Below are 22855 nucleotides of genomic sequence, written 5' to 3'. Positions count from 1 at the left end.
TTCGCACCCAGCCGGGACCGGGCTTCTTCGGCCACCGTCACCGTGGGCTACGACGAGCTGGCCGAGCGACTGCCCAAGCCGTTGCGGGGGATGAAGCCCGGCACCGACGGCAGCCATCTCACCCTCTCCGGCACCGTGGGCGGTCTCGGGATCCCCGTGAGCGTTCTGAACAAGGTGTCGGCCGACCCGGACGGCCTGACCGTCACCCCGGACAGCGTCCGCGTCATGGGCCAGCGGATGAAGCTGGACACGCTCACGTCGCTGCCCGGCATGGAACGGTTCGCCGACGACCTCGGCCCGCGCACCGTCGGGCTCGGCCGGCTTCCCGAGGGGGTCCGGCTCACCGACGCGAAGCCCTCGGACGACGGGCTCGCCCTCACTTTCCGCTTCTCCCCCGACGTCCTGCGCGCCGCCGAGGCGCCCGGTGACTCCTCAGGGAACGCGTCCCGGGACTCCAGCGGCTCCGGGGACACGGGCGCCTGAGCCGGCCAGGACACGCCATTTACCGCGCGGTCCGGGGACGCAGGTCCGCACCGGGAGGCCGCGCGGCTTGGTGGCGGGGCTGCTGCTCTGGCATGATGAGCAACCGGAACTTTGCTCCGGTAAATATCCGGAGCAGCACTCCGTATCGGCGAGCCCGGGTGGAAGGAGCGGCGTGATGAGCGACAGCAAGGCGGACGCGGAGCACCCGGCCCGGCCCAAGCGGGCGGACGCCCGGCGCAACGAGAAGACGCTGCTCGACGCCGCCGCCGCGCTCTTCGTCACCTCTGGTGTGGATGCGCCGGTACGCGACATCGCGGCCAAGGCCGGTGTCGGGGTGGGCACCATCTACCGGCACTTCCCGACGCGGGCGGATCTCATCATCGCCGTCTACCGGCACCAGGTGGAGGCCTGCGCCGAGGCCGGGCCGACCCTGCTGGCGACCAGCGAGAGCCCGCACGCCGCGCTGCGGCAGTGGATCAGCCTCTTCGTCGATTTCCTGGTCACCAAGCACGGGCTCGCCGCTGTGCTGCACTCCGACGACGCCGGGTTCGACTCGCTGCACAGCTACTTCCTCGACCGCCTGGTACCCGTGTGCACCCAGCTGCTCGACGCCGCTGCCGAGGCGGGTGAGATCCCCGGCGACGTGGAGGCCTACCAGCTCATGCGCGGCGTCGGGAACCTGTGCGTGGGCGCGGACAGCGATCCCCGGTACGACGCACGCCGACTGGCCGAGCTCCTGATCGCGGGACTGCGTCAACCGCACTGACCGTCAGCCGGGCGGCTGACGGCCGGGCGACCGACCGGCCGGGCAGTGCGCACAGACAGCTGCCCGGCAGGCACTCGCGAGGCTCCTACTTGACGAGGTAACCCCTCAGATCGTCGAGCACCTTGTCGGCCGCTGTCACGCCGAGGCCCAGGTACCAGATCTCCTCGTCGACGTTCTTCGCCTGCCCCTTCTCCACGGCACGCAGGTTCTTCCACAGCGGGCTGTCCTGCGCCTTGGCGCGGTCCGTCGCCTTCGGGTCGCCGTAGGTACCGGTGAAGATCCAGTCCGCGTCGGCCTCGTCCATCCGCTCGGCACTGATCTCGGTCGCGAGATCGTCGACCTGCTGGTTCTTGGGCCGCGGCAGCCCGACGTCCTGAAGGATGGTGCCGATGAACGACGCCTTCGCGTACAGCCGGATCATGCCCGGCATGTAGCGCACCATCGAAACGGTGGGCTTGTCGTCCCCGAGGTCCTCGCCGAGCTTCTCGGCCTTCTTCTCGTACGCGTCGAGCTGGGCCTTCGCCTGCTTCGTACGGTCGAGGGCGGCGGCGTTCAGGAGGTAGTTCTCCTTCCAGGTGAAGCCGGGCCGGATGGAGAAGACCGTCGGTGCGATGGCCGAAAGTTGCTTGTACTTGTCAGCAGCGCGGAGCTGGCTGCCCAGGATCAGATCGGGCTTGAGCTCGGCGATGGCCTCGAGGTTGAGATTGTTGATGGTGCCGACACTCTTGGGGTGGCCTGCCTGCTTCTTCAGGTAACTGGGGATCTCGTTGTCACCCTCGGTGGGGGCGAGGCCGACGGGCTCGAAACCGAGGGAGACGGCGTTGTCGAACTCGCCGACATCCAGCACGACCACCCGCTTGGGCTGCTTCTTGAGCTCCGTCTCTCCCATGGCGTGGGTGATGGTGCGCGGGAACTCCCCGGGCTCGGCGTCCGTGCCGAACGAGGCGGTCTTCTTCGCGGCCTCCGCGAACCCCTCGCCGCCCTGTGCCACCTTCTCCTTCGTCCTGCCCTCGCCGTCGCCGGACCCACCGCTGCCGGACGAACCACAGGCGGAGAGCGCCAGTGCGGCGGCAAGGGGAAGGGCAACAGCTGCGGCGACGCGCTTACGACTGCCGCTCGGGCGTATCGACATCAGGTGCTCCGAAACTCGGGGATCACTACTTGGGCGAACCCTAACTTAGGCGAACCTTACTTTGTTTTCGGCCACGCCCCGTACCTCCTCGCGGTGCCGCCTACGGCCCGTACCGTCCGACCCGGGAGCAGGCGTGCGGGGGCGGAGGGACGGGTCGCGCTATTCGGCCAACAGCCGCGCTCCCCGGCTAGCCTCTCCGTTTCCCCGTGAGTAGCGTCCTCGGCACACAAGGCGCCAAGTGCCGTGGGACGCCGTGCGGTTCTCCCGAGTGGGATGCGCGCGGGGCGGCCACGGCCACGCCTTGGGGCTGTCACGGGGCTGGGATTCGGGGGATCCCAGCCCCGTGCAGCGAGGCCCCGAGCCGGCACTCCGGCTCGGGGCCCTGCTTGTACCTGTCCCGTTTCGTGCCCTGTGCTGTGCTGCACCGCAAGGAGGATCAGTGCCTTACGCGACCGTCAACCGGATCGAGTTGTTCTATGAGGATCACGGTGCCGGACAGCCGCTGGTCCTGTTGCACGGCTGGGGCACGTGCGGCCTGGTGTGGCGCGCCCAGCAGGAGGAGTTCGCTCGTGACCACCGGGTCGTCGTACCCGACTGGCGCGGGTGCGGCCGCTCCGAGCGACCGGCGAGCGACAACACAATCGCGGACAACGCGGAGGACGTCCTGGCGCTGACGGCCGCACTCGGACTGGACGCTCCGGTTCTGGTCGGCTGCTCCGCCGGTGCCGCGATCGTGCTGGAAGCCGCCAGACGGGCCCCCTCGTCCGTACGTGCCGTGGTCGCCGTCGACGGGCCCGGCTACTGGCCCGCGGAGCGGAAGGCCGAGCGGCTCGTCGAGTTGCGGGAGGCGCTGCGCACGGACCGGGCGGCGACGGTCAGGCAGTGGGTCGTGGACTGGTACGGCCCCCTGGCCGACCCGTCGCTGCTGGAGTGGACGACCGAGCAGATCCTGACCGCCTCGGAAACCATCGACCAGATCCTCACCGACGCGGTGCGCCACAATCCACGGGAGACCATCGGGGAGCTCGCCGTGCCCGCGGTCTTCATCCACGGAGAGCTGGACGCGGAGATCCCCGCGGAGGTGTCCACCACCCTCGCTCGGCTCGCTCCGCGCGGGGAGGCGCACCTCATGAAGGAGTCGGGCCACATGCCGCACGTCGAGCAGCCCGCCGAGTTCAACGCGCTGCTGCGGTCGGTCCTCGGGCGTCTCACCGCGCCGGGAGCCGCCTCCCCCGCCGATCCGGGCTGACGGCCCGGCGCCGTAGCCGCGACAGGGCGGGCCGGGCCGCGGTAGGCGTCCGCGGAAAGCCGGGAATGCGGCGAAACAGCACAGCAGGACCCCGAGCCGGAAACACCGGCCCGGGGTCCTGCCGTACAGCGCTGGGGTCCCCCGACCCCCAGGCGCGGTACGGCTCCAGGTATGGCCGATACTCGCCCGTGTGAATTCCCTGGACTTGCCCGGCATTTGACTCCTGGGATTGAGAACGTTACTCACTGCGGAAAGGGCAGGCTAGCCGCGGAACGCGGCCTCTGGCCGGATAACGCGACGGTGAGTGAGGAAGCTTGGATGAACGCGTCCGCTGCCGATGACAGCCGGATGCGGACGCTGGTCCGCAGCGACGACCTCGACGAGACGCGGGAGATGATCAGCACCGCCTACAGCCCGTACGAACTGCGCGCCCTGAACCGGCCGCAGGACTTCTCCGCGTGGTACGCGGAAGGAGGCTTTCCCGGTGTCACCCTGTCCGCCTTGAGCTACGGCACCGAGACACTGGTGGCTCCGGAGCCGCTGACGACGTATCTGCTCGTCTGTCAGGTGCACAAGGGCAGGGTCCGGGTCGAGTCGCCGGGCCGCGAGGAACAGTTCGTCGGGACGGGGGACACCTATGTGCTCGACCCGCAGCGCAGGTTCAAGGTCTTCTGGGGCGCCGGCGCCCGCATGACCACGATCAGGCTGTCCAAGGAACTGGTGGACCGGGCGGCCGGGGAGGCGTTGGGCCGTGAGGAGCCGGTGCGGGCGCGGTTCGCCCTGGGCGGACCGGTGTCCGCGGCCGCGGCGGAGAGCTGGTCGGGGATCTCCGCGGCAGTGCACCGGGAGATCATGGCCGGTGGTCTCGCGCACACCAATCCGCTGGTCGCGGCGCAACTCACCCAGGCGGCGGCCGCGACACTGATGGCGACGCACCGGCTGCTGCCGGGCTCGGAGCCGGTGCGGCACATCGGGAACGTGGCGCATCCTGCCGTCCGCAGGGCCATCCAGCTCATCGAGGAACGCAGCGACCAGCCGCTGACTCTCTCCGACCTCGCCGCGGTCGCCAGGCTCAGCCCCAGGGGGCTCCAGGAAGCGTTCCAGCGGTATGTCGGCCGCACACCGTTGGCCTATCTTCGCGAGGTACGTCTGGACCGCGCCCACCGGGACCTGGTCGCGGCGGACGCCGACGGGCCGGTCACCGTGGCCGAGATCGCCTTCCGCTGGGGCTTCTCCAACCTCGGCCGGTTCGCCAACTGGTACCGGCGGCGCTACGGGCACGCACCCTCGGTCACCTTACGCGCCTGACGGACCCGGAGGCTCGGCGTGCGAACGCCGACCACCGGCCTGTTCCGGGCGCGTGAGCGCGTCCGAAAACCGACCTGGCCAACGACTGACCGGGCAAGTACATACCAATTGCGGGGGAGAAAACGTCGCTGGGTGCGCGGCGGGGGGACTTCGCCACGGCGGCGGTAGCGGCACTGCGCCAACCTCGACCCGGTTCTGTTTTCCGGGCCCTGTTCCGGATTCCGTCCTGGGTCCTGTCACGGACCTCAGCTCTCCTGCTGAGTGGTCGAGCCCGAAACGACTCGAAGGGTACGGTCATGTCTCGAAGATCACTCAAGATCCCGGCGGTGGCGGTGGCGTTGTTCGCTGCCGCGTTCTCCGCGCAGCCCGCTCAGGGCGCGTCCAGCGCCATCGCCGACCCGCCTGACGACAAGATCGTCATCGACGTCGCCACGGTCAACGGTTCCGGGTGCCCCGAAGGAACCGCCCAGGTGGCTGTCGCGGAGGACAACACCGCCTTCACCGTCACCTACAGCGACTACCTCGCCGAAGTGGGCCCCAACTCCAAGCCCACCGACCGCCGCAAGAACTGCCAGCTCAACCTCATCGTGCACGTCCCGCAAGGCTTCACCTACGCAATCGTCAGCGCGGACTACCGCGGATACGCGTATCTGCAGCCCGGTGCCAGTGGACTGCAGAAGGCGTCGTACTACTTCCAGGGCTCCTCGGACACGGCAGCCACCAGCCACCCCTTCGACGGCCCGCAGGACCGCAACTGGCAGGCCACCGACTCCACCGACTGGGGCCAGTTGGTGTGGAAGCCCTGCGGCGAGCAGCGCAACTTCAACGTCAACACCGAGGTACGCGTCGATGCGGGCACCTCGGACCCGACCAAGACCAGCTTCATGACGATGGACTCCACCGACGGGAACATCAACACGACCTACCACTTCGCCTGGAAGAAGTGCCCGACTGCGTGACACCCCCGACCAGCCGCCCTTCGGCCGATCACACGCGATGAGGCGTGGGTGGGCCTGCACACCCCGCCCCCGTGCGGCGGATCAGCTGTCGCCGATCCACCGCACGGGGGCGTCCTCGCACATGCCGCGGCTCGCACACCGCAGCGGTCTCCTGCGACCGGCTACAGCCGCAACAGCCGCTCGGCGGTGTCGCGATACTGCTGGAGGGCCCGGCGCAGCTCCTCCGTGCCGGTGCCGCCCTGCTGGTCGGGGCAGCTCGAACGGAGGGAGCGCCGCAGCTCCACAAGCGCCTCGGTCAGCTGGTTCGTCGCCTCCTCGAACACCGCGTCGGCCTCCCGCACCGCGCTGCGCGGGTCCTCGACGAAGGTGGTGAGGGCCCCCTGGAGGCGCAGCTCCAGTTCCGCACGCCGCCCCTCCGGCAGCAGCGCCTCCGTCGTACGGAGCGCCCCCGCGTGTGCGGGCGCCGTGTGGCCCCCGCCGGGTGCGCCGGTGGTGGTCCGCGGTGCTCCGGCCGGTTCCGCCGGTCCCGGCGGTCCGGTCGGCGCGGTGGGGCCGGTTCGCCCGGCCGCTCCTGGGACGCCCGGTGGGGGCGGAGGAGGCGGGGGCGCGGTCCGGGAGCGTTCGGCGTCGGTCGTCATCGGGCCTCGCCTCCCCTCATGGAGTGGCCCGGCGTCCAGCGCGCTCCGCCGGCGCGGCCGGGCTCACTTGCCCGTCCCACGGCGTGTGTCGGCTCGTGCCGGTGGTGCCTGCGCCCGAGCCCCGGCTCGTGCCTCGCGCTGTCGTGGTGCGGGGTGGCCAGCGCCTCGAACAGGCCACGCGCCTCCAGGAAGGCCGCACGCATCTCCTCGGTGCTGTCACCGCGCAGCGCCTCGCGCACGCGCAGGTATCCGTGCACCTGGTGGGCGTGGTGCACCGACAGCGCGGCGATGCGCTCCTCGAACGGAACGTTCGGAGGGTAACCGCGTTCGGTGGCCAACTGGTCCAGCAGAACGTCGGCTTCGTTCAGTGCCGCGTGCGGCGACTGCACGAAGTGCTCCTGGACGGCGGCCCAGCGTTCGGCGTACCGCTCCGGCTCACCAGGTGTCAGCGACTTCTCCCGCAGCGAGCCGTAGCGCCGCAGCCGCTCGTTCAACTCGCGCCTGGCCGCCTTGGCGTCCCCGTTGTGACGGGCCACCGCACGGTCGTACTCGGGTCCGAAACGCCGCTTCAGGCTCTGCCCGCCGGCACCCGCCTGCTGCCTGAGGCGGAAGGCCAGGGCGAGAGCGACGGCCAGGATCACGACGAGACCGACGATGAGCAAAGTGGTGTACATGTCCGCCCTCTCCGGCTCCCGGACCGTCGCGCTTGGGGGCGGGAGCCGAGCTGATGGGTCGTTGAGCCCCGGATCCGGGGCCGGCGCAGGCCGGGTAGCCCGCCCCACCGCCGGTAAACGCCCGGCCCCGTGGCCGGGCGGCACATCCCCTTCCGGCGGCGCCGCGGCGTGCCGGTCGGCCGTGGGCAGGAGGGCGCCGACGGATCCTTGCCGCGCCATTTCGGCCGCCTATAGCCTGAGGCAGGCGACCCACCTCTCCGTTCCGAAGGACCGGCTGCCGGTTGCCGCCCGAGCTCACCGAAGCCGAAAGGATCCGGTTCGTGGGTACTGACGTGCACTCCGCTCTCCCTCTGGTCGGCACTGTCGTCGCCGAGGGGTTCGCTCGCTGGAGCCCCGAGCTGAAGAAGGAGTTCGACACCAACGCCCACAACGGGCGGGTCGGCCAGACGCTGCTGAAAGAGACCGATGCCCTCCGCATCTGGGAGACCCATCTCCAACCGGGAGAGCGCATCACCGTGCACCGGCATGTGCTGGACTATTTCTGGATAGCTCTCACCAGCGGCCGGGCCCGCCAGCACAACAGCGACGGCACCACGCGCGAGATCTCCTACTCCCGCGGCCGTACCCAGAACTTCTGTCTCGCCGAGGGGCGATACCACCTGCACGACCTGAAGAACATCGGCGACGACGTTCTGTCGTTCCTGACCATCGAGACAAAAGGCGACGGGAACCAACCCGTGCCGCTTCTCTAGCGGCTTCCGGGCGGGGGCCGCTTCCGGGCGGGCGATCTCCTCCCCCGGGGGGTGCCCGATGGGCAGGCTTCGACCCGCCTCGTACGCCTGTGGGAGCAGGGCCGCACCACGAGCGGTGGCCCCGTTGGACGGCCCGGCTCGGCCAGCGGTGGCACCATGAGCGCGTTGGCTCCGCGGGGGAAGGAAGCTGAATGATCGACTCCATGGCGGCACTCGCCGCAGCCGCCTCGACCGCACTGGTCGGAGCGATGGCGACGGACACCTGGCAAGCCGCACGGGACGGACTGCTGCGCGTCGTCGGCCGGGGGCCGGAGGACGAACCGGCAGGGCTGGCAGCGCAGTTGGACGAGGAGGCCGCGCTGGTGAGTGCCGCACAGGACGCCGCGTCAGCGCGCCAGAACCTGCTGCCGGCCTGGCAGCTTCGGCTGGAGCACTTCCTGCGTACGCGCCCGGAAGCCGCCGACGACCTGCACGAGTTGACCCGGAGGCTGACCGACGCGCTGCCCGACACGCAGCAGAACTGGGTCCAGCACGTCACCGCCCGGGACCACGGCCAGGCCTTCGGAGTCCAGGGCGGCAACGTCATCATCCACCAGGAATCCGCGGCCGACCGGAACGACCACGACTCCCGGGCGTGAGCGGACAGCAGGTCCCGGCCGTCGGCGGATTCGCTCACGGGACCATCGGCGCGGACATCCACGTCGCGGAGACGGCAGCTCTCTCCACCTCCTGCAGGCCTGGCACGAACCGGGGGAATCGGACCCGGTCTGGATCACCGGTTTGGACGGCTCACAGTGCCGAGGAGAGCGCTTCGAGCAGCATGTTGTCGGCTCGCCGATCACCGATCGAGATACGGCAGGTTCCGGGGACGAGGCGCCCGGTGTCGGCCACGAGGATGCCCGCACCGCGCAGTCGGCCCATCACGTGCTCGTGCTTGTGCAGACGGACCAGCAGGAAGTTGGCGTCCGAGGGGAACACCCGGTCCACCGCCGGGTGGTCGGCCAGTGCCGCGGCCATCCGCTCACGCTCGGCGCGGATGCGCCGGATGCCCGCGAGCACCCGTCGGGAGTCGGTCAGCCGGGCCCGGACGGCGTGCTGCGAGGCGTTGGTGAATCCGAAGGGCACCTGCACCCGCCGCAGCGCCTCGACGATGCCGGGGTGCGCCAGGACGATGCCACAGCGCGCGCCGGCCAGACCCCACGCCTTCGAGAGCGTCCTGAGCACGATGAGGTTGTCGTGCTGTTCGATCAACTCGGCATACGAGGGCTGCTCACTGAACTCGACATAGGCTTCGTCGATCACCACCAGTCCGCGGCTGCGCGCCACCAGGGCGTGCACCTGCGCCCGGTCGAGCCGCGTCCCGACGGGGTTGTTCGGATCGCACAGGATGGTCGCCCGGGGCTCGGCCCCCAGGATGCGCTCGGTGTCGAGCTGTGACAGGCCGTCGCCGCGCAGTGGCACCTCGACGACGGGCAGGCGCAGCAGACGGGCGAAGTGGGAGTACAACTCGAAGGTGGGCGGTGTGACGCAGACGCGCTCGTCGGGCGAGGTCAGCGCCGCCAGGAGCAGCATGACACCGTCGACCGCCCCACTGGTGAACAGCAGGTGGTCCGGGCTCAGCGTGCCGAGCCCACCGTGCCCGGGCAGCTTCCCGACCGTGTCCAGATACGTTCTGGCGAGTTCCGCCGTGTCGAGTTCGGGGTAGTGGCCGGCGGTGCCGAGAAACGGGTTGGTGTTGCTCGACAGGTCGACCAGGTCGAACCGTGGCCGATGGCGGAAGCGTGCCGGGCCGGGCACCGGCACCGTCGTGACGGGAGGGGCCGCGAACTTCGAGAGCTGCTGCTCCGCTTCGGCTGTCTTCGAGGACGTGAGGCCGGGAGCGCGCAGCCAGTGGTCGAGGGGGACGAACAGATCGGCCCCCAGGCGGCGCTTGCGGTGGGCATCCCCCCGTCCGAGGTGGACCCAGTCCAGGTCGGAGCGCCGCGCATCCAGGTACAGCCTGTAGAGGGAGGCCAGGTAGAGGTTGTGCCGCGCGGCAGGATCGTCCTGGTCCACGGCCTGCGTGAGGAAGTGGATTCCCCGGCCGTTGTGCGATGCCATGACGAGCCCGGCCTGCACGACGGTGTTCTTTCTGCGGCGTACGAACATCTCGGTGCGCTCCGCCAGCGCGCCGTGCGCCAGTGCGTCGAGTGCGTCGGCGCTGTACGGGTTGAAGCCATGGCCGTCCACGCGCTCGGCGTGGCGCCGGTGGAGTCCCACGAAGGCGTCCCGCGCCCACTGCCTGTGGTCCAGCTCGCTCAACCGGAACCGCTCCCAGCCGACTTCGCGGGACGCCGCGTTGTGGCGGCGGCGCAGATCCCGGAGTTGTTTGGCACCGACGCGGTCGCGCAGGAGTTCGTCCACGTCTCCGGTCAGCCGCAGGACGCACTCGGTTCCGGCGGTGACGGGCACGAAGCCGGCCGCCCGCAGCGCGCCGGTGTCGTCGCTGCGGCGTACGTGGGGCACCAGGATCTGCGGCACGTCCAACGTCTTCGCACGGCGGGCCAGCTCGTCGAGCGCGGCGGGGCCGGGGGCGGGGCTGGTCGGGTTGTACAGGGCTCCGCCGCCGACAAGAGTGCAGCGCTCCCGCACCGCCGGGTCCGAAGCGGCGAACGCGCCAGGGTCGGGCTCCAGCCGGGCCATGGAGCAGACGGGCTCGGGGGAGCCCAGTGCGGCGCACAGTACGCGCTGCAGTTCGTCGATGTCCGCTGACCTGCGCATCTCAACCCCGTTCCGGTTCGGACCACGTCCCGCCACCGCCTACGCGTACCGGCCTGGGCCCGCTGTCGTCGTCGACACGAGTGCCGTGGGCGCGCACAAGCACCTTCTCCACTCCCCTTCGTCAGTTCGAGCTCGCGGCCTCGTGCGCATCGACGTGGGCGTCGACGCGGTCCCGGTATTCCGGGAACAATGCGGCCAGGGTGCGGGCGATTCCGGTACGCCAGCCGACCGAGCAGTCGCCGATGAGGCTGCGGCGGACGTCGTGGTCGAAGATCGCTGTCTCGCGGCTGTAGTCGTTGCGGTCCAGTCGGACGGGCACTCCGGTGAGCGCGGACATGTGCTCCAGCAGGTCGGTGATGCCGACCTCCTCGTCACCGCCCCAGTTCACGACCCGCGCCGGAGTCCGCGCCACGGCCCACAGCAGCGGCACCTGTCGGACGACGTCGTCGGTGTGCAGCAGGTTGCAGTAGTTCTGCCCCTCGCGCGGCACCGCGCACGGCTGTCCGCCGCGCATCTCCTTGAACAGGATCATCGGCACACCGCCATGGCCGTACGGGCCGTAGGCGATGTTGAGCCGGGCTATCACCGCCGGCAGCGAAAGGGCCTCGGCCAGACCGCGCACCACGCCTTCGGCCGTGATCTTGGCGACGGGGTACGTCGGTAGCCATGGTGCCGCTCCGCCCAGCGGATCGCTCTCGCGGTACCGATGCGTGCGGTCGGCCCGGTTGTAGACCACACCGGAGGAGACGTACAGGAACGACTCGGCCGCGCGACAGTGCGTCATCAACCGTGCCGTAGCGACAGCGTTGATCCGCGCGGCCTCCTCGAAGTCCTTGCCGTCGCCCCTGTGCACGGCCGAGTGCAGCACATGGGTGAAGTCGCTGGGCACTTCACCGAGTTCGTCGGTGGCCATGTCCCAGGTGGCGGTACGCACACCTCGTGCTTCGAGTGCCCTGCGGGCGGCCAGGTCGCCGAACCGGCCCAGGCACCACACCTCGTTGTTCTCGGCGAGCGACTCGGCGACGGGTCTTGCGACCTGTCCGGTTCCGCCTGTGACGAGTATCTTCCTGCCTTGCATGATCGGCGGCTCCTGGTCCGTCGTATCGGCGGCTGCTGCCTCTTGTCGTCCTCAGCCGAGCGCGCGGGCCAGCTCGTGCCGCAACGTCGTCTGGAAGGTCTGCACATGCTGCGGGCTCATCAGGGTGTAGTGCTCCCCGTCGACTTCGACATAGGTGTTGGGGGCGCGGGTGAACTCGTCCCAGTGGCGCAGTTGGTTGTCCAGCCACTCCTGTTTGCTGCCGCGCAACGGAGTGCAGTAGAAGACCCGCACCTGCTCGACCGTCCCCGAGGGTTCGTAAGTGCGGCCCAGCTGCACCATGTTCTGCGCCAGGTGCACCCAGTTGGTGAACCGCTCGACGTTCAGGTCCAGCTCGGTCAGCCGCCGCTTGGGGGCCTGGTCGACCAGACAGGCCAGTTGCTCGGCCTCGGGCAGGGCGCGGAGCGTGGTCGTCAGCCGTTCGACGTCGGCCGCGCTGATCAGCTCCAGGAACAGCGCGAGATTGATCGCGCCGTCGGTGAAAGTGATCTCGTTCATACGGCCGGAGATATGCGGCGGCAGGTTGAAGACGCCCACGAAACCGACCCGGTCGCCGTCGGCCTCCAGCCGCTTGGCGATCTCGAAGGCGACTGCGCCGCCGTAGGAATAGCCCGCGACCGCGTAGGGGCCGGTCGGCTGAGTGCGCCGGATCGCTTCCACATAGGTGGAGACCATTTCGTCGAACGACCCGAAGTGGGTCTCGCCCTCCCCGAAGCCCCGGGCCCGCAGGGCGTGGAACGGGCGCTCGCCGGTGAAGTACTTGGCGAGGTTGACGAACACCAGCACCTCCCCCAGTCCCGGATGCACGCAGAACAGGGGTGTCCCGTCCCCGGTGATCTGCAGCGGCACCAGCGGGTCGTAGGCCGCGTCCCCGCCCGCACCCCGCCCAGCGGTCAGCCGGCGGGCCAGTGCCCGGACGGTCGGGGTCTGCAGGAGCGTCGACATCGGCACGTCCTCGATGCCGAACTCGGACTGTGTCTCGGACTTGAGCCGCAGCACATCGAGCGAGGTTCCGCCCAGGTCGAAGAAGCCGGCGGTCGCGGACACCCTTCCGGTGTTCAGTACGCGGGCGTAGACGGCGGCCAGCGCGGTCTCGGCCTCCCCCTCCGGTGCCACGTAGGCACCGAGGAACCGGGTGCTCACCTCCTCCGCCCGGCGTGCCGCCTCCGCCAGGTCCCCGCCCTCCACGGCTGTGCGCAGCCGGGACCGTTGGACCTTGCCGAGGTTGCCGCGCGGGATCTGGGCCTCGGCGACCGGGAGGATCAGCTGGGGCCGGAAGCCCCAGTGCATCACCGTGGAGCTGCGTATCGCCACGATGGCGCGGTAGACGGCCGAGTCGTCGGTGGGGTCTCCTGACGGGACGAACGCGACGGCGAGCTGTTCGGAGTCGGCACCGGCGGGTCGGATCGGGAATGCCGCGACCTGCCCGTGCCGCACCTCTTCCAGCCCGTTCAGGGCGGCTTCCAGGTCGTGGCTGTAGTAGTTGACCCCGTTGACGATGATGGAGTCCTTGGTCCGGCCGACCAGCATCAGCCGCCCTTCGGCGTCGAGGCGGCCCAGGTCGCCGGTACGGAACCAGCCGTCGGCGGTGAACGCCTGCGCGGTGGCCCGGTCGTTGCCGAAATAGCCGTCGGTGACCATCGTGCCGCGTAGCTGCACCTCGCCCGGGTCGGCCGTGCCCGGCGCGTCGGTGGACGACAGGACGTTGCCGTCCCCGTCGGCGATCCGTATCTGCAGCCCGCGCACCGGGCGGCCCAGCGAAGGGAACTCGGTTTCCAGATCGCGGGTGGCGAAGTCGCGGTTGAACACGCTGCCCGCACAGGTCTCGGTCATCCCGAAAGCGGGCACGATCACATCCTGGCGCAGCCCGTGGCCCGACAGCGCGTCCAGGAACGCCCGTGCGGTGGCGGTGACGGTGGCCTCACCGCCGGAGATGATGTACCGCACCCGGGACAGTTCCACGCCCTGCGGGGCCGGCCCTTGTGCGAGGGCCTGGTTGATCTGGCCGAACAAGAAGTTGGGGGTGAAGGTCACCCTCACCCGGTGCGCGGTCAGCAGCCGCAGGAATTCGAGCGGGTCCGCCAGCACGGTGGCGGGGGTCGCCACCACCTGCTCGGCGCCGTTGACCATCGGCAGCAGGTGTGCCTCGATCGCGGCTATGTGATCGGCCGAGATCCAGTTCATCGTCGTGTCCCGCGGCCCCAGTTCCAGCGCACCCGCCTTGCCCGCCTGCGCCGCCAGCAGGTTGGCGTGGGTGAGCCTGACCGCCTTGCTCGAACCGGTGGAGCCGGAAGTGAGCATCAGCAAGGCGAGATCGTCGGCGACCGGAGCATGGCGCTGCTCGTGCTCGGCCTCGGCCGGAGCCTGACTCAGCTCCTCCACCGTCACGGTCCGCAGCCCGACATCGGGGAGATCTCCGTGCACCGCCTTGGGAACGACCGCCAGCGGGTCGCCCAACAGTGCCCGCATCTGCTCCAGTTGGGCCCGCGCGCGGCCGGGGTCGGCCGGTGGTGTGAACGGGCACGGCACGACACCGCTCAGCACGCACCCCCAAAAGGCACGGACGAAACTCTCCGGATCGTTGGCGGCGATCAGCGCGCGGCCGCCCGGAGTGGCGCCGTAACTGCGCAGTCCCTGCGATATCCGGCAGGCCGACTCCCACAGATCGGCGTAGGACAGGAAGGAGCCACCGATGAACGTGATGCCTCGGGATCTGTCATGCGACACACTTTCGAGCAACTGCGGGAGTGTCGAAGCGGGATTCTGGTCCGGCATGGGGAATACCTCCGATTCGGAAGCGACGGGACAGTCGCGAGCAGACGCCTGAGCGGAGGCGTTCGGGACGTACGGGACGGCAAACGCTTGGCCCCCGCGCCCCCTGGGGCTCCCAGGGCGGGCGGACGCGCGGGCAGACGGTTACAAGGCCGCCTGAGGACACCCAGGAGCTGGATCCGGGCACGACCCCGCGCCAGGAGCGTTTGTCGAGCCCGGCGGCCCTGGGCCGGGCGGGACCGGGGCGCCCCTGCCCGGCAGCGGCCTCGGCCGGTCTCAGCCGACCTCGTTGAAGCGCACGATCTCCTCGATCGTCTTCTGCAGCTGCAGCTCGTCCGGGTCGGACACCACGGCATGACCGACACTGCCGTACGGCCCGAGCGGCGTGTCAGGCGACGAAGAGTAGGTGATGTCCTCCAAGCGGAAGCTGCGTTCGAAGTCCTGCTGCGTCAGATGTCCGCTGCTGGAGGGGCGCAGAAGCACATATCCGTAGAAGCGTTCCGGTGCCTGACTGCCGAGGGCCCGGGTGGGCGCCTCCCCGAGTGCGAGACCGATCTCGACATCGAAGAGGTCGACGCCGTACGTCAGTTCGTTGGCCTGCGGTGAAAGCCCTCCGGGGAGGCGGACGGCGCACTCGCCGAACGTCAATCCCGCCTCGCTCAGGAAGGCTTCGAGATGGAATACGCAGTCCGGGGCGTCCAGACTGGTGAACACCTGCCCGGCCAGCGTCTCCAGCTGCTGGAACAGTTCGGGGTGTCGTCTTCTGTCCAGGAGATGAGCGGCCAGGATGCCGCCTTGGGCGGCACTGACCGGCGAGGCGTGGTAGCGGGAGACGGAAGACCACCGCAGGCCCCCGTTGCTCCAGATGCCGTCGATAAAGACTTCCGGAGCGTCCATGAAGGACTCGGCGACGATTTCCACGTCCGACTTCCCAGGGAAGAGCTCCAAGCACTGCGCGTATTCTTCCGGCGTACGAACGATGTTCGTACGCAAAGAGCCCGCCCCGGTGGCCGGCTTGATGACGACGGTGTCCCCCAGATCCTCGACAAGATCCTCGAAAGACGTCTCCTTTGTCGCATACCGACAGCGCGCCCGTCGGACCTGCGGGGGCAGACCGCTCTTTTGCAGATACTTGTCCCGGAAGTAGAGAACCTTCTTCGCATCCGCGTTCCCTGGCAGGCCCAACTGCTGACGCAGACAGGCGGCCGGGAAGACCCCCATTTCATGGACGGACAGCACTCCGGCCAGGTCGTCGAGGTCCGCGGAGAGTATTACCCGCAGTACTTCCTGAACATTTTCCATATCGCTGACGCACGCGGACCTCCGCCCCTCCGGCGGACTCGCCGGCGCCTGCACGATATAGAAGGGATCCAGGCCACGGCGCCGCAGCGCTCGGTCGAGGTCGCCCCGGTACCCGATGACGATCAGTGTCGGCACTCTCATCTCCCCGCGTCACGTCCAGCCAAAAACTGAGAAGTCATGTGCTGTACGGCCCGGGTAAGAAGAAGCAGCCTGCCAGTGGACCGGATAAACGTTTTGCGGAGACAGTGAATCTCGGCATGACTAAACCCCCGTTGGATGTATCCCGATCAGTAACTCCGACCGGGGCCAACACAATGGCATCGTGGCACACGGGATACAGCGATGTGGATATACAGGAGCATGATCTTTTACCGGGCGACGCGTGATCTGGGTCACAGGAAGAACTCTGCGGTTGGCGGGTACGGAATGGCACCACGCCTTCCCTCTCTTCGGAACACATTCACTGCCCCCGTCAAACCTCACACCTCTTCGTGTACACGTCGGCACGAATAGTGACCGCCCTGTGTAAGCACCACACATCCACCCTGCAGAGATGAACAAGGCCGGCCCAGGGCTCCACTTGCAGAATGGCAACCGGACGGACGGTCCCGGCCTCCCGTCCGGGCGCGGGCCGAAGGCCCGTCGTCTGCTTGGCCACCACGAGAACCGGAGAGGGCGGGCCTCATCCCGCTCGCACATCACGCCTGTCCCCCAAGTACCCCTGCGAAGTAGCCTGTTCCTCCGCGTCGCCGCCGCGCTCGGGAGACTGAGGGACAGTGATCGTGCTCGGTTACAACGGCTTCGCCCGAGGCGCGGAGCTCTCGGGCCGCGCCGGGCCCGGGTGGCCTTCCCACCACCCGGCACCCTCCTGGCGACCGGCCTCGAACGAGCCTCTTCCGCTGTCGGACCGGCCCCGTCCTCCGACGGACGCGACAGCGCGTCAGCGCTGTTGGTAGACGAGCCAGACCTGGCCCTTGTCGAAGGGCATCCGCCGACCGTCCGGCAAGGTGTAGGTGGTGTCGGCCGTCGCACTCGTGCGCTGCCACCTGGTCGTGAACGCCTTGCCGTCGCGCAGCACGGTCGCCTCTCCGCTCCCGACCGTCTCGATGTACGGCGTCTTGCCGCTGGAGTCCGGCGGCATGTCCGTCTTCTGGACGATCACGGTCTTGCCGCCGAGCCGCTTGCCGGATGTGCTCTTCGCCGGCTCCCCGTCGAACGAGGCCAGCCAGCGGTCCTCCTTCGCGGACCAGGTGAACGTGGTCCGGGACGAGCCGTGATCGACGGTCTGCTCCTCGGTCGGCGTCCCACCGCTCGGCTCCGCGCCGAAACGGAAGCCGATGTCGTCGGCCTTGCTCGCCTTCGGCGCCTTGGCGAGGAGCTTGTCGGGGTGGCCGTAGAGGTTGTGCGGGGGCTCGTGGTCGCCACCGCGCTCGTAGGCATCCGGGTGGTCGTCGTGCGAGACGCCGTACAGCGGTGACTTCTCGATCTTGTCGACGACTGCCTGGCGTGCGCCCGAGTAGGCGAGGGCCGGGCGCTGGAACATGCGCAGCTGCTCGACGTTGTACTCGCGGGCACTGCGCACCGGGCCCAGAGTCTCGGGATAGTGACTGGAGTAGATGGCGAACACCCGGCTCAGTCCGCCCTCGACCTTCTCCACGCCGACGATGTCGGCGTCTTCGAGCGCGGTCTGCGGCCGCGCGTCCTTGTGGTTGTCGATCTTCACCGCGAGCACCGGGTTCCGTTTCGCCGGAAGTCCGGTGAACGGCGAGGTGTACTCGGCCTTCCGCTGCTTCGGGGCCGTCCCGGCATCCTCGTGGGCGGCGAACGACGAGGTGGCCGGCGCGGCGCCCGTCAGTCCGCCGACGACGGCCAGGGCGATCAGCAAGCGGAAGCGGTGTGGGGATGTCCGCCTCGCTCGTTCCGCACCATCGGCAGGGGTGGGCGACGTGGAGCTGTCTTCCATCGAACAGGCCTCCTGTGGGGGGAACATCTGCCTGAGGAGCCAACCTCACCTCCCACGGAACCGCGCCGTCAATACCCGGTGCGCCGACGCCGCGTCACCTCCCGCGGCCGGGCAACTCCCCGATGCAGGCGGGCACTTACGGCCGGGCCGCGTCCTCCCGCACGTCGGGCCACGCCCGGTTCCGGGGCCGGACAGGCCGCCGGAACCGGGCGGAGCCGGTCACTCGACGTCGATCTTGAATGTGGATGTCGTGTCCTTCCACCGCGTCGCCGTCGCGGGCAGCCCGGCGCGCAGCCGTCCGTCGGCGTAGATGTCGTAGCCGGCCGCGCCCGGGACGCGCTCCCAGCGCAGTGTCGCGCCGTCCAGCCGGATGCGCTGCGGCGCCTTCGGCGGTGCCGTGTCTCCCGAGGCCGCGCCGTACACCGCGAGCTCACCGACCCGGGTCGCACCGACGGCACGCAGGAAGCGCACCGGGGCGCCACCCAGGCGCAGCGTGACCTCGCCCTTGCGGGCCCGAGCGTCGGACAGCTCGACGAAATCGCGGCCGTTGACGGACCCTCGGAGTTGCACCTGCTGGGCCTTGCCGGGCAGCGAGAGCCGCACCCGGTCCAGGCGGCGGGTGGCCGGGGGAGGGGAGGCGGCGGCCGTGCCCGGGTCAGGCCCGCAGCCGGACCGCGGTGTCCTGCGGCAGCCCACCCGACGGTGTCAGGGGCCGCTCGCCAGCAGGAGTTCTCGGTGCGCGGGGAGCGCCACATCCGGCGGGCCGAAGTTGACCACGCACAGCACGGTGCCGCCGCCGTCCGGCACGGTTCGCGCGAAGGACAGCACGTGGGGTGCCTCCGTAGGCAGCCGGCGCAGCTCGCCCGCGTCCCGGAAGGCGCGGCGCAGCCGCAGCGCGGTGCGGTACAGCCGTGCAGCTCGATACCAGCGCTTGCCGGTCCGCACCCACCTACGATCCGGCGGGAACGGTCAGTGCCGGGCCGTCCGGTCCAGCAGTCGGGCGACCGGCAGGGTGTTGACGACCCGCTCGGCCGGTACGCCGCACTCGGCAGCGCGCACGCAGCCGCCCGCCTGCCAGTCGAGCTGACCGGGCGCGTGCGCGTCGGTGTCGATGGCGAAGCACGCTCCCGCGTCCAGGGCCTGCCGCAGCAGCCGGCGCGGCGGATCGCTGCGTTCAGGACGGCAGTTGATCTCCACCGCGGTCCCGGACTCCGCGCAGGCTGCGAAGACCTCCTCCGCGTCGAACTCCGACTCCGGCCGCCGCCTTCCCGACAGCAGCCGACCGGTGCAGTGCCCCAGAACGTCCACCAGCGGGTTCCGGACAGCCCTGACCATGCGCCGCGTCATCCGTTCACCGGGCATCCGCAGTTCGGAGTGGACCGACGCCACCACCACGTCGAGGCGGGCCAGCAACTCCTCCTCCTGGTCGAGGGCGCCGTCCTCCAGGATGTCGCACTCGATACCCGTCAGCAGCCGGAAGGGCGCCAGTCGCTCGCTCACCTGTGCGACCACGTCCAGTTGGGCGCGCAGCCGGTCGGCCGACAGGCCGCCTGCGACGGTCAGCCGCGGCGAGTGGTCGGTGAGCACGGCCCACTCGTGCCCGAGCGCCTTCGCCGTGGCGGCCATCTCCTCGATGGGACTGCCGCCGTCGGACCAGTCCGAGTGCAGATGACAGTCGCCGCGCAGCGCTGCCCGCAGGTCCCGTGCCGCCTCGGGCAGCGCGGCGTCCCGCGCCGGCTCGGCCTCCAGCTTCGCCAGGTACCGCGGTACCTCCCCCGCCAGCGCCTCCCGCACCACCTGCGCGGTCTTGGGCCCCACGCCCTTCAGCGACTCCAGCGAACCGGCCGCCGCCAGCTTCTCGGTCTCCCCCGGCGGAAGCCCCGCCAGCACCTGCGCAGCCGTACGGAAGGCCCGGACCCGGTACGTCGGCGCCTGAGCACGCTCCAGCAGAAACGCGATCCGCTCCAACGCGGCCTGCGGCTCCACACCCGCTCCTCTCCCCTGCGACCAGCCGGCTTCTCCTTCCACGGTGCCGCGTCCTTCGCCTCCGCGCGCGCCGACCCGGCAGAAGTCCGGGGCGCCCCGGTCTCCGCGAGAGCCCGGGGGGCGCCCCCTCAGGAGCCCGGGGTACCGCCCGTCGAGGTGAGCATGTGCGCGTCCAGGGCCAGGGTCATCTCCGTGAGGTCGCGCGGGCGGGAGAGTGCCCTGCCGGTGAGCTGCTCAAGGCGCCGCAGCCGGTTGAAGACCGTGTTGCGGTGGCAGTAGAGCCGCCCGGCGGCCCGGCCGGCCGAGCCCTCGCAGTCGAGCCAGGCCTCGAGCGTCTCCAGCAGCACCGCCCGGTCGGCGGGGTCCTGGGCCAGCAACTCCCCGAAGACCTCGGCCACCAGCCGGGCCGCCAAATCCGGCCGGCCGACCACGAGCGCCGCGGGCATCCTGCGGTCGAAGCGCATCACGCCGGTCTCGCCGCGAGGGCAGGTGCGCAGGGCCAGCTCCGCCAGCTGCCGGCCCCACCCCAGCTCGGCCAGCCCCTCCACGACCGGACTGATGCCGCCGGGGCCGAGGCAGTGCCCGTCGAGCAGTCCTGCCAGCGCATCGAGCCCGGCGCCCTCGGACAGTGCCACGATCCCGACCTCGCAGTCGGCCCGCATCCGCCACACGATGCGCATCCCCGGGTCGCGGATCAGCCGGTGGAACGGCTCGCGCCCCTCGCGCCTGGCCAGCCGCAGGACCACCACGGCGTACCGGCCGTGCTCGGGCATGTCCAGGCCCGCGGCGGCGCGCGAGGTGAGTTCGGGCGCGCACTGGCCGTCGAGCAACGCGTCGAGCAGCGCCCGCAACCGCTCGTCCGTGCGGCGGCGCAGTTCCAGTTCGGTCGCGCGGTAGGCCTCGGACAGCAGGTCGGTCTGCTCGTCCACGGCGGACCACACCATCGTTCCCGACCGCATCACCACCTCCATGCGCTCGGAGGTCTGCGCGGCTGCGGTCTCCAGCAAGGTCTCCCACACCAGTCGGCCCGCTTCGCGGTAGGCGTACACCAGCAGTTCGAGCGGCAGGCCCTGCTGTGCGCGGCGTCTGCCGAGGCGTTCCGCGTGCTCCAGGTCGCGGCGCGGCGAGTCGCGCGGGGCCCGGATGGACTCGATCCCGATACGCAGCGCCTCTTCGGCCTCCTGCCAGTGCTGGTCGTACGGGATGACGCGCCCGTACGCGGTCGAGTGTGCGCCGAGCCGCCGCAGGTACTCCTCCACGAGTTCCGGCAGCCGCTCCAGAAGCGCGCCGCACGTCTCGGCGAGCAGCTTCCAGTCGCGCCCCGTGCGGGGTCTGGTCCCTCCCATGTGCCGGAGGATGGCACCTGCCGGGCGTTTCCGGCAGGCCCCTGACGCGGGCCGTTGTGCCCGTGCACAACGGTCCGCGGTCCCGGCTGTACCCCCGCAGCGATTCCGGTCCCGGCAATGGACATACCGACTGGTCGGTGTTGCTGTGAACGCCCACCGGAGGAGCGGGCGAAAGGGGAACCATGGGGGGTGCCGCACTCGACGTCACGCGCTTGTCGGCCGGATACGGGCCGGTCCGAGCGCTGCGCGAAGTGACACTCGACGTACCGCAGGGCAGCGTCGTCGCCGTCCTCGGCGGCAACGGGGCGGGCAAGTCCACGCTGCTGCGCGCCATCTCACGCACACTGCCCTACTACGGCGGCGCGTCCAAGGGTGGCTCCGTACACTTCGGCGGCGCACCGCTGCACACCCTGAACGCCGACCGGGTGGTCGCGGCCGGCGTGTCACAGGTGCCGGAAGGGCGCCAGGTGTTCGCGCGGATGACCGTGCAGGACAATCTGCGCGCGGGAGCGCTCGGTTCCACCGGGGGGAGGGCGGCACGCGCCGCGGCCCTGCGCCGGGTGCACGAGCTGTTCCCCGTACTGGCGCAGCGCGCACACCAGCGTGCCGGACTGCTCTCCGGCGGCGAACAGCAGCAACTCGCCGTCGCCCGCGCGCTGATGGCCGGACCCCAGCTGCTGCTGCTGGACGAGCCGTCCCTGGGGCTCGCGCCGATGATGGCCGCCCGTATCGCGGACACCATTCGGCAGATCAACGCGGAGGGCACCTCCGTGCTGCTGGTGGAGCAGAACGCGGCCCTCGCACTGCGACTGGCCTCCCGCGCCTACGTGCTCGAAGTGGGCGAGGTGACCCTCTCGGGGCCCGCCGACGAACTCGCCGCATCCGACGAGGTGCGCCGCCGCTACCTCGGTGTCGTCGACGAGGCCGCGGCCGCCGACGCCTCCCGGGTGACGGAGCAGGCGGGTGCGACCGGACCCGGCGGAAAGCCCCCCGCCCTGACCCGCTGGGTGGGCCCATGACGGCGCCGGCCGCCGAACCGCTGGAAGTTGGCGGGGTGACCGTCCGGTTCGCGGGACTCACCGCCCTCGACGGGCTCGGCTTCACCGTCGCCCCGGGCACCGTGCATGCCCTCATCGGGCCCAACGGAGCGGGCAAGTCGACCTGTTTCAACGTGCTGTCCGGAGTCTGCCGCCCCGTGTCCGGCACCGTGCGCCTCGGCGGGCGCGAACTGACCGGGCTGCCGCCGCACCGCATCGCGGCGCTCGGTGTGGCACGCACCTTCCAGAACCTCGCCCTGCCGCCGCGCGCCACCGTCGCCGACACCCTGCTGCTGGGACGGCACGCGCTCACCCGTACGGGCTTCGTCGCCGCGGGACTGCGTCGGCCCTCCGCCGCCCGCGAGGCGGCCAGGCACCGCGAGCGGGTGCGCGAGATCGCCGCGTTCGTCGGACTGGACAAGCAGCTCGGCGCCGTCGCCGGGTCCCTGCCCTACGGGCAGCGCAAGCTCACCGAACTGGCCCGCGCCCTGTGCATGGAGCCCAGGCTGCTGCTGCTCGACGAGCCGGTCGCCGGGATGACCGCCGACGAGCGCCGACGCACCGCCGCCGTCATGGGCATCCGGCTGGGCCGGGTCTCGCTCGGCGCCTGGGCGGTCGCCGGTGGACTGGCC

At 70.5% G+C, this 22855-nt stretch carries 21 protein-coding genes; 9 read left to right on the top strand and 12 right to left on the bottom strand.

The genetic code is table 11. From position 1 onward, the window contains the following. Positions 1–483, top strand: a 483-nt coding sequence (locus KBY19_RS30945; protein ID WP_210967176.1) for an LmeA family phospholipid-binding protein, incomplete at its 5' end; no start/stop codon positions are given. Between the two features lie 175 nt (positions 484–658). After that, the gene (locus tag KBY19_RS30940) at positions 659–1249 is read left to right on the top strand and encodes a TetR/AcrR family transcriptional regulator (RefSeq protein WP_210967175.1); all 591 of its coding nucleotides are present in this window, start codon (positions 659–661) and stop codon (positions 1247–1249) included. A gap of 85 nt (positions 1250–1334) precedes the next feature. Here the strand turns inward: KBY19_RS30940 and KBY19_RS30935 are convergent, their stop codons facing one another. Beyond that, positions 1335–2381 carry an ABC transporter substrate-binding protein gene (locus tag KBY19_RS30935; protein WP_210967174.1) on the bottom strand — a complete coding sequence of 349 codons (1047 nt, stop codon included), beginning with the start codon at positions 2379–2381 and terminating at the stop codon, positions 1335–1337. Between the two features lie 439 nt (positions 2382–2820). Here KBY19_RS30935 and KBY19_RS30930 point away from each other — a divergent pair, with 439 nt between their 5' ends. The 3 genes from KBY19_RS30930 (at position 2821) to KBY19_RS30920 (ending at position 5897) form a co-directional block, all read left to right on the top strand. After that, entirely contained in the window at positions 2821–3630 is an 810-nt protein-coding gene (locus KBY19_RS30930; RefSeq protein ID WP_099877537.1) for an alpha/beta fold hydrolase, read from the top strand. A 318-nt stretch (positions 3631–3948) separates the two neighbouring features. After that, the gene (locus KBY19_RS30925) at positions 3949–4938 is read left to right on the top strand and encodes an AraC family transcriptional regulator (protein ID WP_180289541.1); all 990 of its coding nucleotides are present in this window, start codon (positions 3949–3951) and stop codon (positions 4936–4938) included. A 296-nt stretch (positions 4939–5234) separates the two neighbouring features. After that, entirely contained in the window at positions 5235–5897 is a 663-nt protein-coding gene (locus KBY19_RS30920) for a DUF4360 domain-containing protein (RefSeq protein ID WP_185016089.1), read from the top strand. Positions 5898–6058: 161 nt separating this feature from the next. Here the strand turns inward: KBY19_RS30920 and KBY19_RS30915 are convergent, their stop codons facing one another. Further along, complete coding sequence (locus KBY19_RS30915) at positions 6059–6535, bottom strand: hypothetical protein (RefSeq protein ID WP_099877540.1); 477 nt, start codon at positions 6533–6535, stop codon at positions 6059–6061. Beyond that, positions 6532–7209, bottom strand: coding sequence for a hypothetical protein (locus KBY19_RS30910; protein ID WP_099877543.1), 678 nt, complete (start codon positions 7207–7209; stop codon positions 6532–6534). The genes KBY19_RS30915 and KBY19_RS30910 overlap by 4 nt, the downstream gene beginning before the upstream one ends. Positions 7210–7529: 320 nt before the next feature. On the opposite strand from KBY19_RS30910, the gene KBY19_RS30905 reads away from it, so the two are divergent. Then, positions 7530–7961, top strand: coding sequence for a hypothetical protein (locus KBY19_RS30905; protein ID WP_210967173.1), 432 nt, complete (start codon positions 7530–7532; stop codon positions 7959–7961). 191 nt (positions 7962–8152) lie between these two features. Next, positions 8153–8599: a hypothetical protein gene (locus tag KBY19_RS30900; protein ID WP_099877546.1), complete on the top strand. Its 447-nt coding sequence runs from the start codon at positions 8153–8155 to the stop codon at positions 8597–8599. Between the two features lie 151 nt (positions 8600–8750). Here the strand turns inward: KBY19_RS30900 and KBY19_RS30895 are convergent, their stop codons facing one another. From KBY19_RS30895 to KBY19_RS30855, 9 genes are all read right to left on the bottom strand, one after another. After that, the gene (locus KBY19_RS30895) at positions 8751–10721 is read right to left on the bottom strand and encodes an aminotransferase class I/II-fold pyridoxal phosphate-dependent enzyme (RefSeq protein WP_210967172.1); all 1971 of its coding nucleotides are present in this window, start codon (positions 10719–10721) and stop codon (positions 8751–8753) included. Positions 10722–10842: 121 nt separating this feature from the next. Then, positions 10843–11799: an NAD(P)-dependent oxidoreductase gene (locus KBY19_RS30890; RefSeq protein WP_185016093.1), complete on the bottom strand. Its 957-nt coding sequence runs from the start codon at positions 11797–11799 to the stop codon at positions 10843–10845. Between the two features lie 51 nt (positions 11800–11850). Next, on the bottom strand, positions 11851–14592 hold the full coding sequence (locus KBY19_RS30885) for a non-ribosomal peptide synthetase (RefSeq protein ID WP_099877556.1): 2742 nt from the start codon (positions 14590–14592) through the stop codon (positions 11851–11853). A gap of 273 nt (positions 14593–14865) precedes the next feature. Next, a complete protein-coding gene (locus KBY19_RS30880; protein WP_210967171.1) occupies positions 14866–16026 on the bottom strand; it encodes an acetyl-CoA carboxylase biotin carboxylase subunit family protein in 1161 nt (386 codons plus the stop codon). A gap of 805 nt (positions 16027–16831) precedes the next feature. Next, on the bottom strand, positions 16832–17776 hold the full coding sequence (locus KBY19_RS30875; protein WP_247691606.1) for a DUF3048 domain-containing protein: 945 nt from the start codon (positions 17774–17776) through the stop codon (positions 16832–16834). Between the two features lie 297 nt (positions 17777–18073). Continuing rightward, the gene (locus KBY19_RS30870) at positions 18074–18457 is read right to left on the bottom strand and encodes a hypothetical protein (protein ID WP_247691605.1); all 384 of its coding nucleotides are present in this window, start codon (positions 18455–18457) and stop codon (positions 18074–18076) included. 102 nt (positions 18458–18559) lie between these two features. Continuing rightward, the gene (locus KBY19_RS30865; RefSeq protein ID WP_210967169.1) at positions 18560–18799 is read right to left on the bottom strand and encodes a DUF3459 domain-containing protein; all 240 of its coding nucleotides are present in this window, start codon (positions 18797–18799) and stop codon (positions 18560–18562) included. Between the two features lie 24 nt (positions 18800–18823). Continuing rightward, the gene (locus tag KBY19_RS30860; protein WP_210956937.1) at positions 18824–19840 is read right to left on the bottom strand and encodes a PHP domain-containing protein; all 1017 of its coding nucleotides are present in this window, start codon (positions 19838–19840) and stop codon (positions 18824–18826) included. Between the two features lie 128 nt (positions 19841–19968). Beyond that, the gene (locus KBY19_RS30855) at positions 19969–21186 is read right to left on the bottom strand and encodes a CdaR family transcriptional regulator (RefSeq protein WP_099877568.1); all 1218 of its coding nucleotides are present in this window, start codon (positions 21184–21186) and stop codon (positions 19969–19971) included. Positions 21187–21368: 182 nt separating this feature from the next. On the opposite strand from KBY19_RS30855, the gene KBY19_RS30850 reads away from it, so the two are divergent. Both KBY19_RS30850 and KBY19_RS30845 read left to right on the top strand, forming a co-directional pair. Further along, a complete protein-coding gene (locus KBY19_RS30850; protein WP_210967168.1) occupies positions 21369–22205 on the top strand; it encodes an ABC transporter ATP-binding protein in 837 nt (278 codons plus the stop codon). After that, positions 22202–22855, top strand: a 654-nt coding sequence (locus tag KBY19_RS30845) for an ABC transporter ATP-binding protein (RefSeq protein WP_210967167.1), incomplete at its 3' end; no start/stop codon positions are given. The genes KBY19_RS30850 and KBY19_RS30845, both read left to right, overlap by 4 nt.

The organism is Streptomyces sp. B15, from assembly GCF_018070605.1.
Taxonomy (GTDB): Bacteria; Actinomycetota; Actinomycetes; order Streptomycetales; family Streptomycetaceae; genus Streptomyces; species Streptomyces smyrnaeus.
Note: the sequence above shows the minus strand (reverse complement) of the source record. Positions and strands in the feature narration are given on the sequence as shown.

Excerpts from the sequence above, each read along its gene's own strand:
- KBY19_RS30940 (WP_210967175.1), top strand. The coding sequence starts at position 659 with ATGAGCGACAGCAAGGCGGACGCGGAGCACCCGGCCCGGCCCAAGCGG.
- KBY19_RS30935 (WP_210967174.1), bottom strand. The coding sequence starts at position 2,381 with ATGTCGATACGCCCGAGCGGCAGTCGTAAGCGCGTCGCCGCAGCTGTT.
- KBY19_RS30925 (WP_180289541.1), top strand. The coding sequence starts at position 3,949 with ATGAACGCGTCCGCTGCCGATGACAGCCGGATGCGGACGCTGGTCCGC.
- KBY19_RS30920 (WP_185016089.1), top strand. The coding sequence starts at position 5,235 with ATGTCTCGAAGATCACTCAAGATCCCGGCGGTGGCGGTGGCGTTGTTC.
- KBY19_RS30915 (WP_099877540.1), bottom strand. The coding sequence starts at position 6,535 with ATGACGACCGACGCCGAACGCTCCCGGACCGCGCCCCCGCCTCCTCCG.
- KBY19_RS30910 (WP_099877543.1), bottom strand. The coding sequence starts at position 7,209 with ATGTACACCACTTTGCTCATCGTCGGTCTCGTCGTGATCCTGGCCGTC.
- KBY19_RS30900 (WP_099877546.1), top strand. The coding sequence starts at position 8,153 with ATGATCGACTCCATGGCGGCACTCGCCGCAGCCGCCTCGACCGCACTG.
- KBY19_RS30895 (WP_210967172.1), bottom strand. The coding sequence starts at position 10,721 with ATGCGCAGGTCAGCGGACATCGACGAACTGCAGCGCGTACTGTGCGCC.
- KBY19_RS30890 (WP_185016093.1), bottom strand. The coding sequence starts at position 11,799 with ATGCAAGGCAGGAAGATACTCGTCACAGGCGGAACCGGACAGGTCGCA.
- KBY19_RS30885 (WP_099877556.1), bottom strand. The coding sequence starts at position 14,592 with ATGCCGGACCAGAATCCCGCTTCGACACTCCCGCAGTTGCTCGAAAGT.
- KBY19_RS30855 (WP_099877568.1), bottom strand. The coding sequence starts at position 21,186 with ATGGGAGGGACCAGACCCCGCACGGGGCGCGACTGGAAGCTGCTCGCC.
- KBY19_RS30850 (WP_210967168.1), top strand. The coding sequence starts at position 21,369 with ATGGGGGGTGCCGCACTCGACGTCACGCGCTTGTCGGCCGGATACGGG.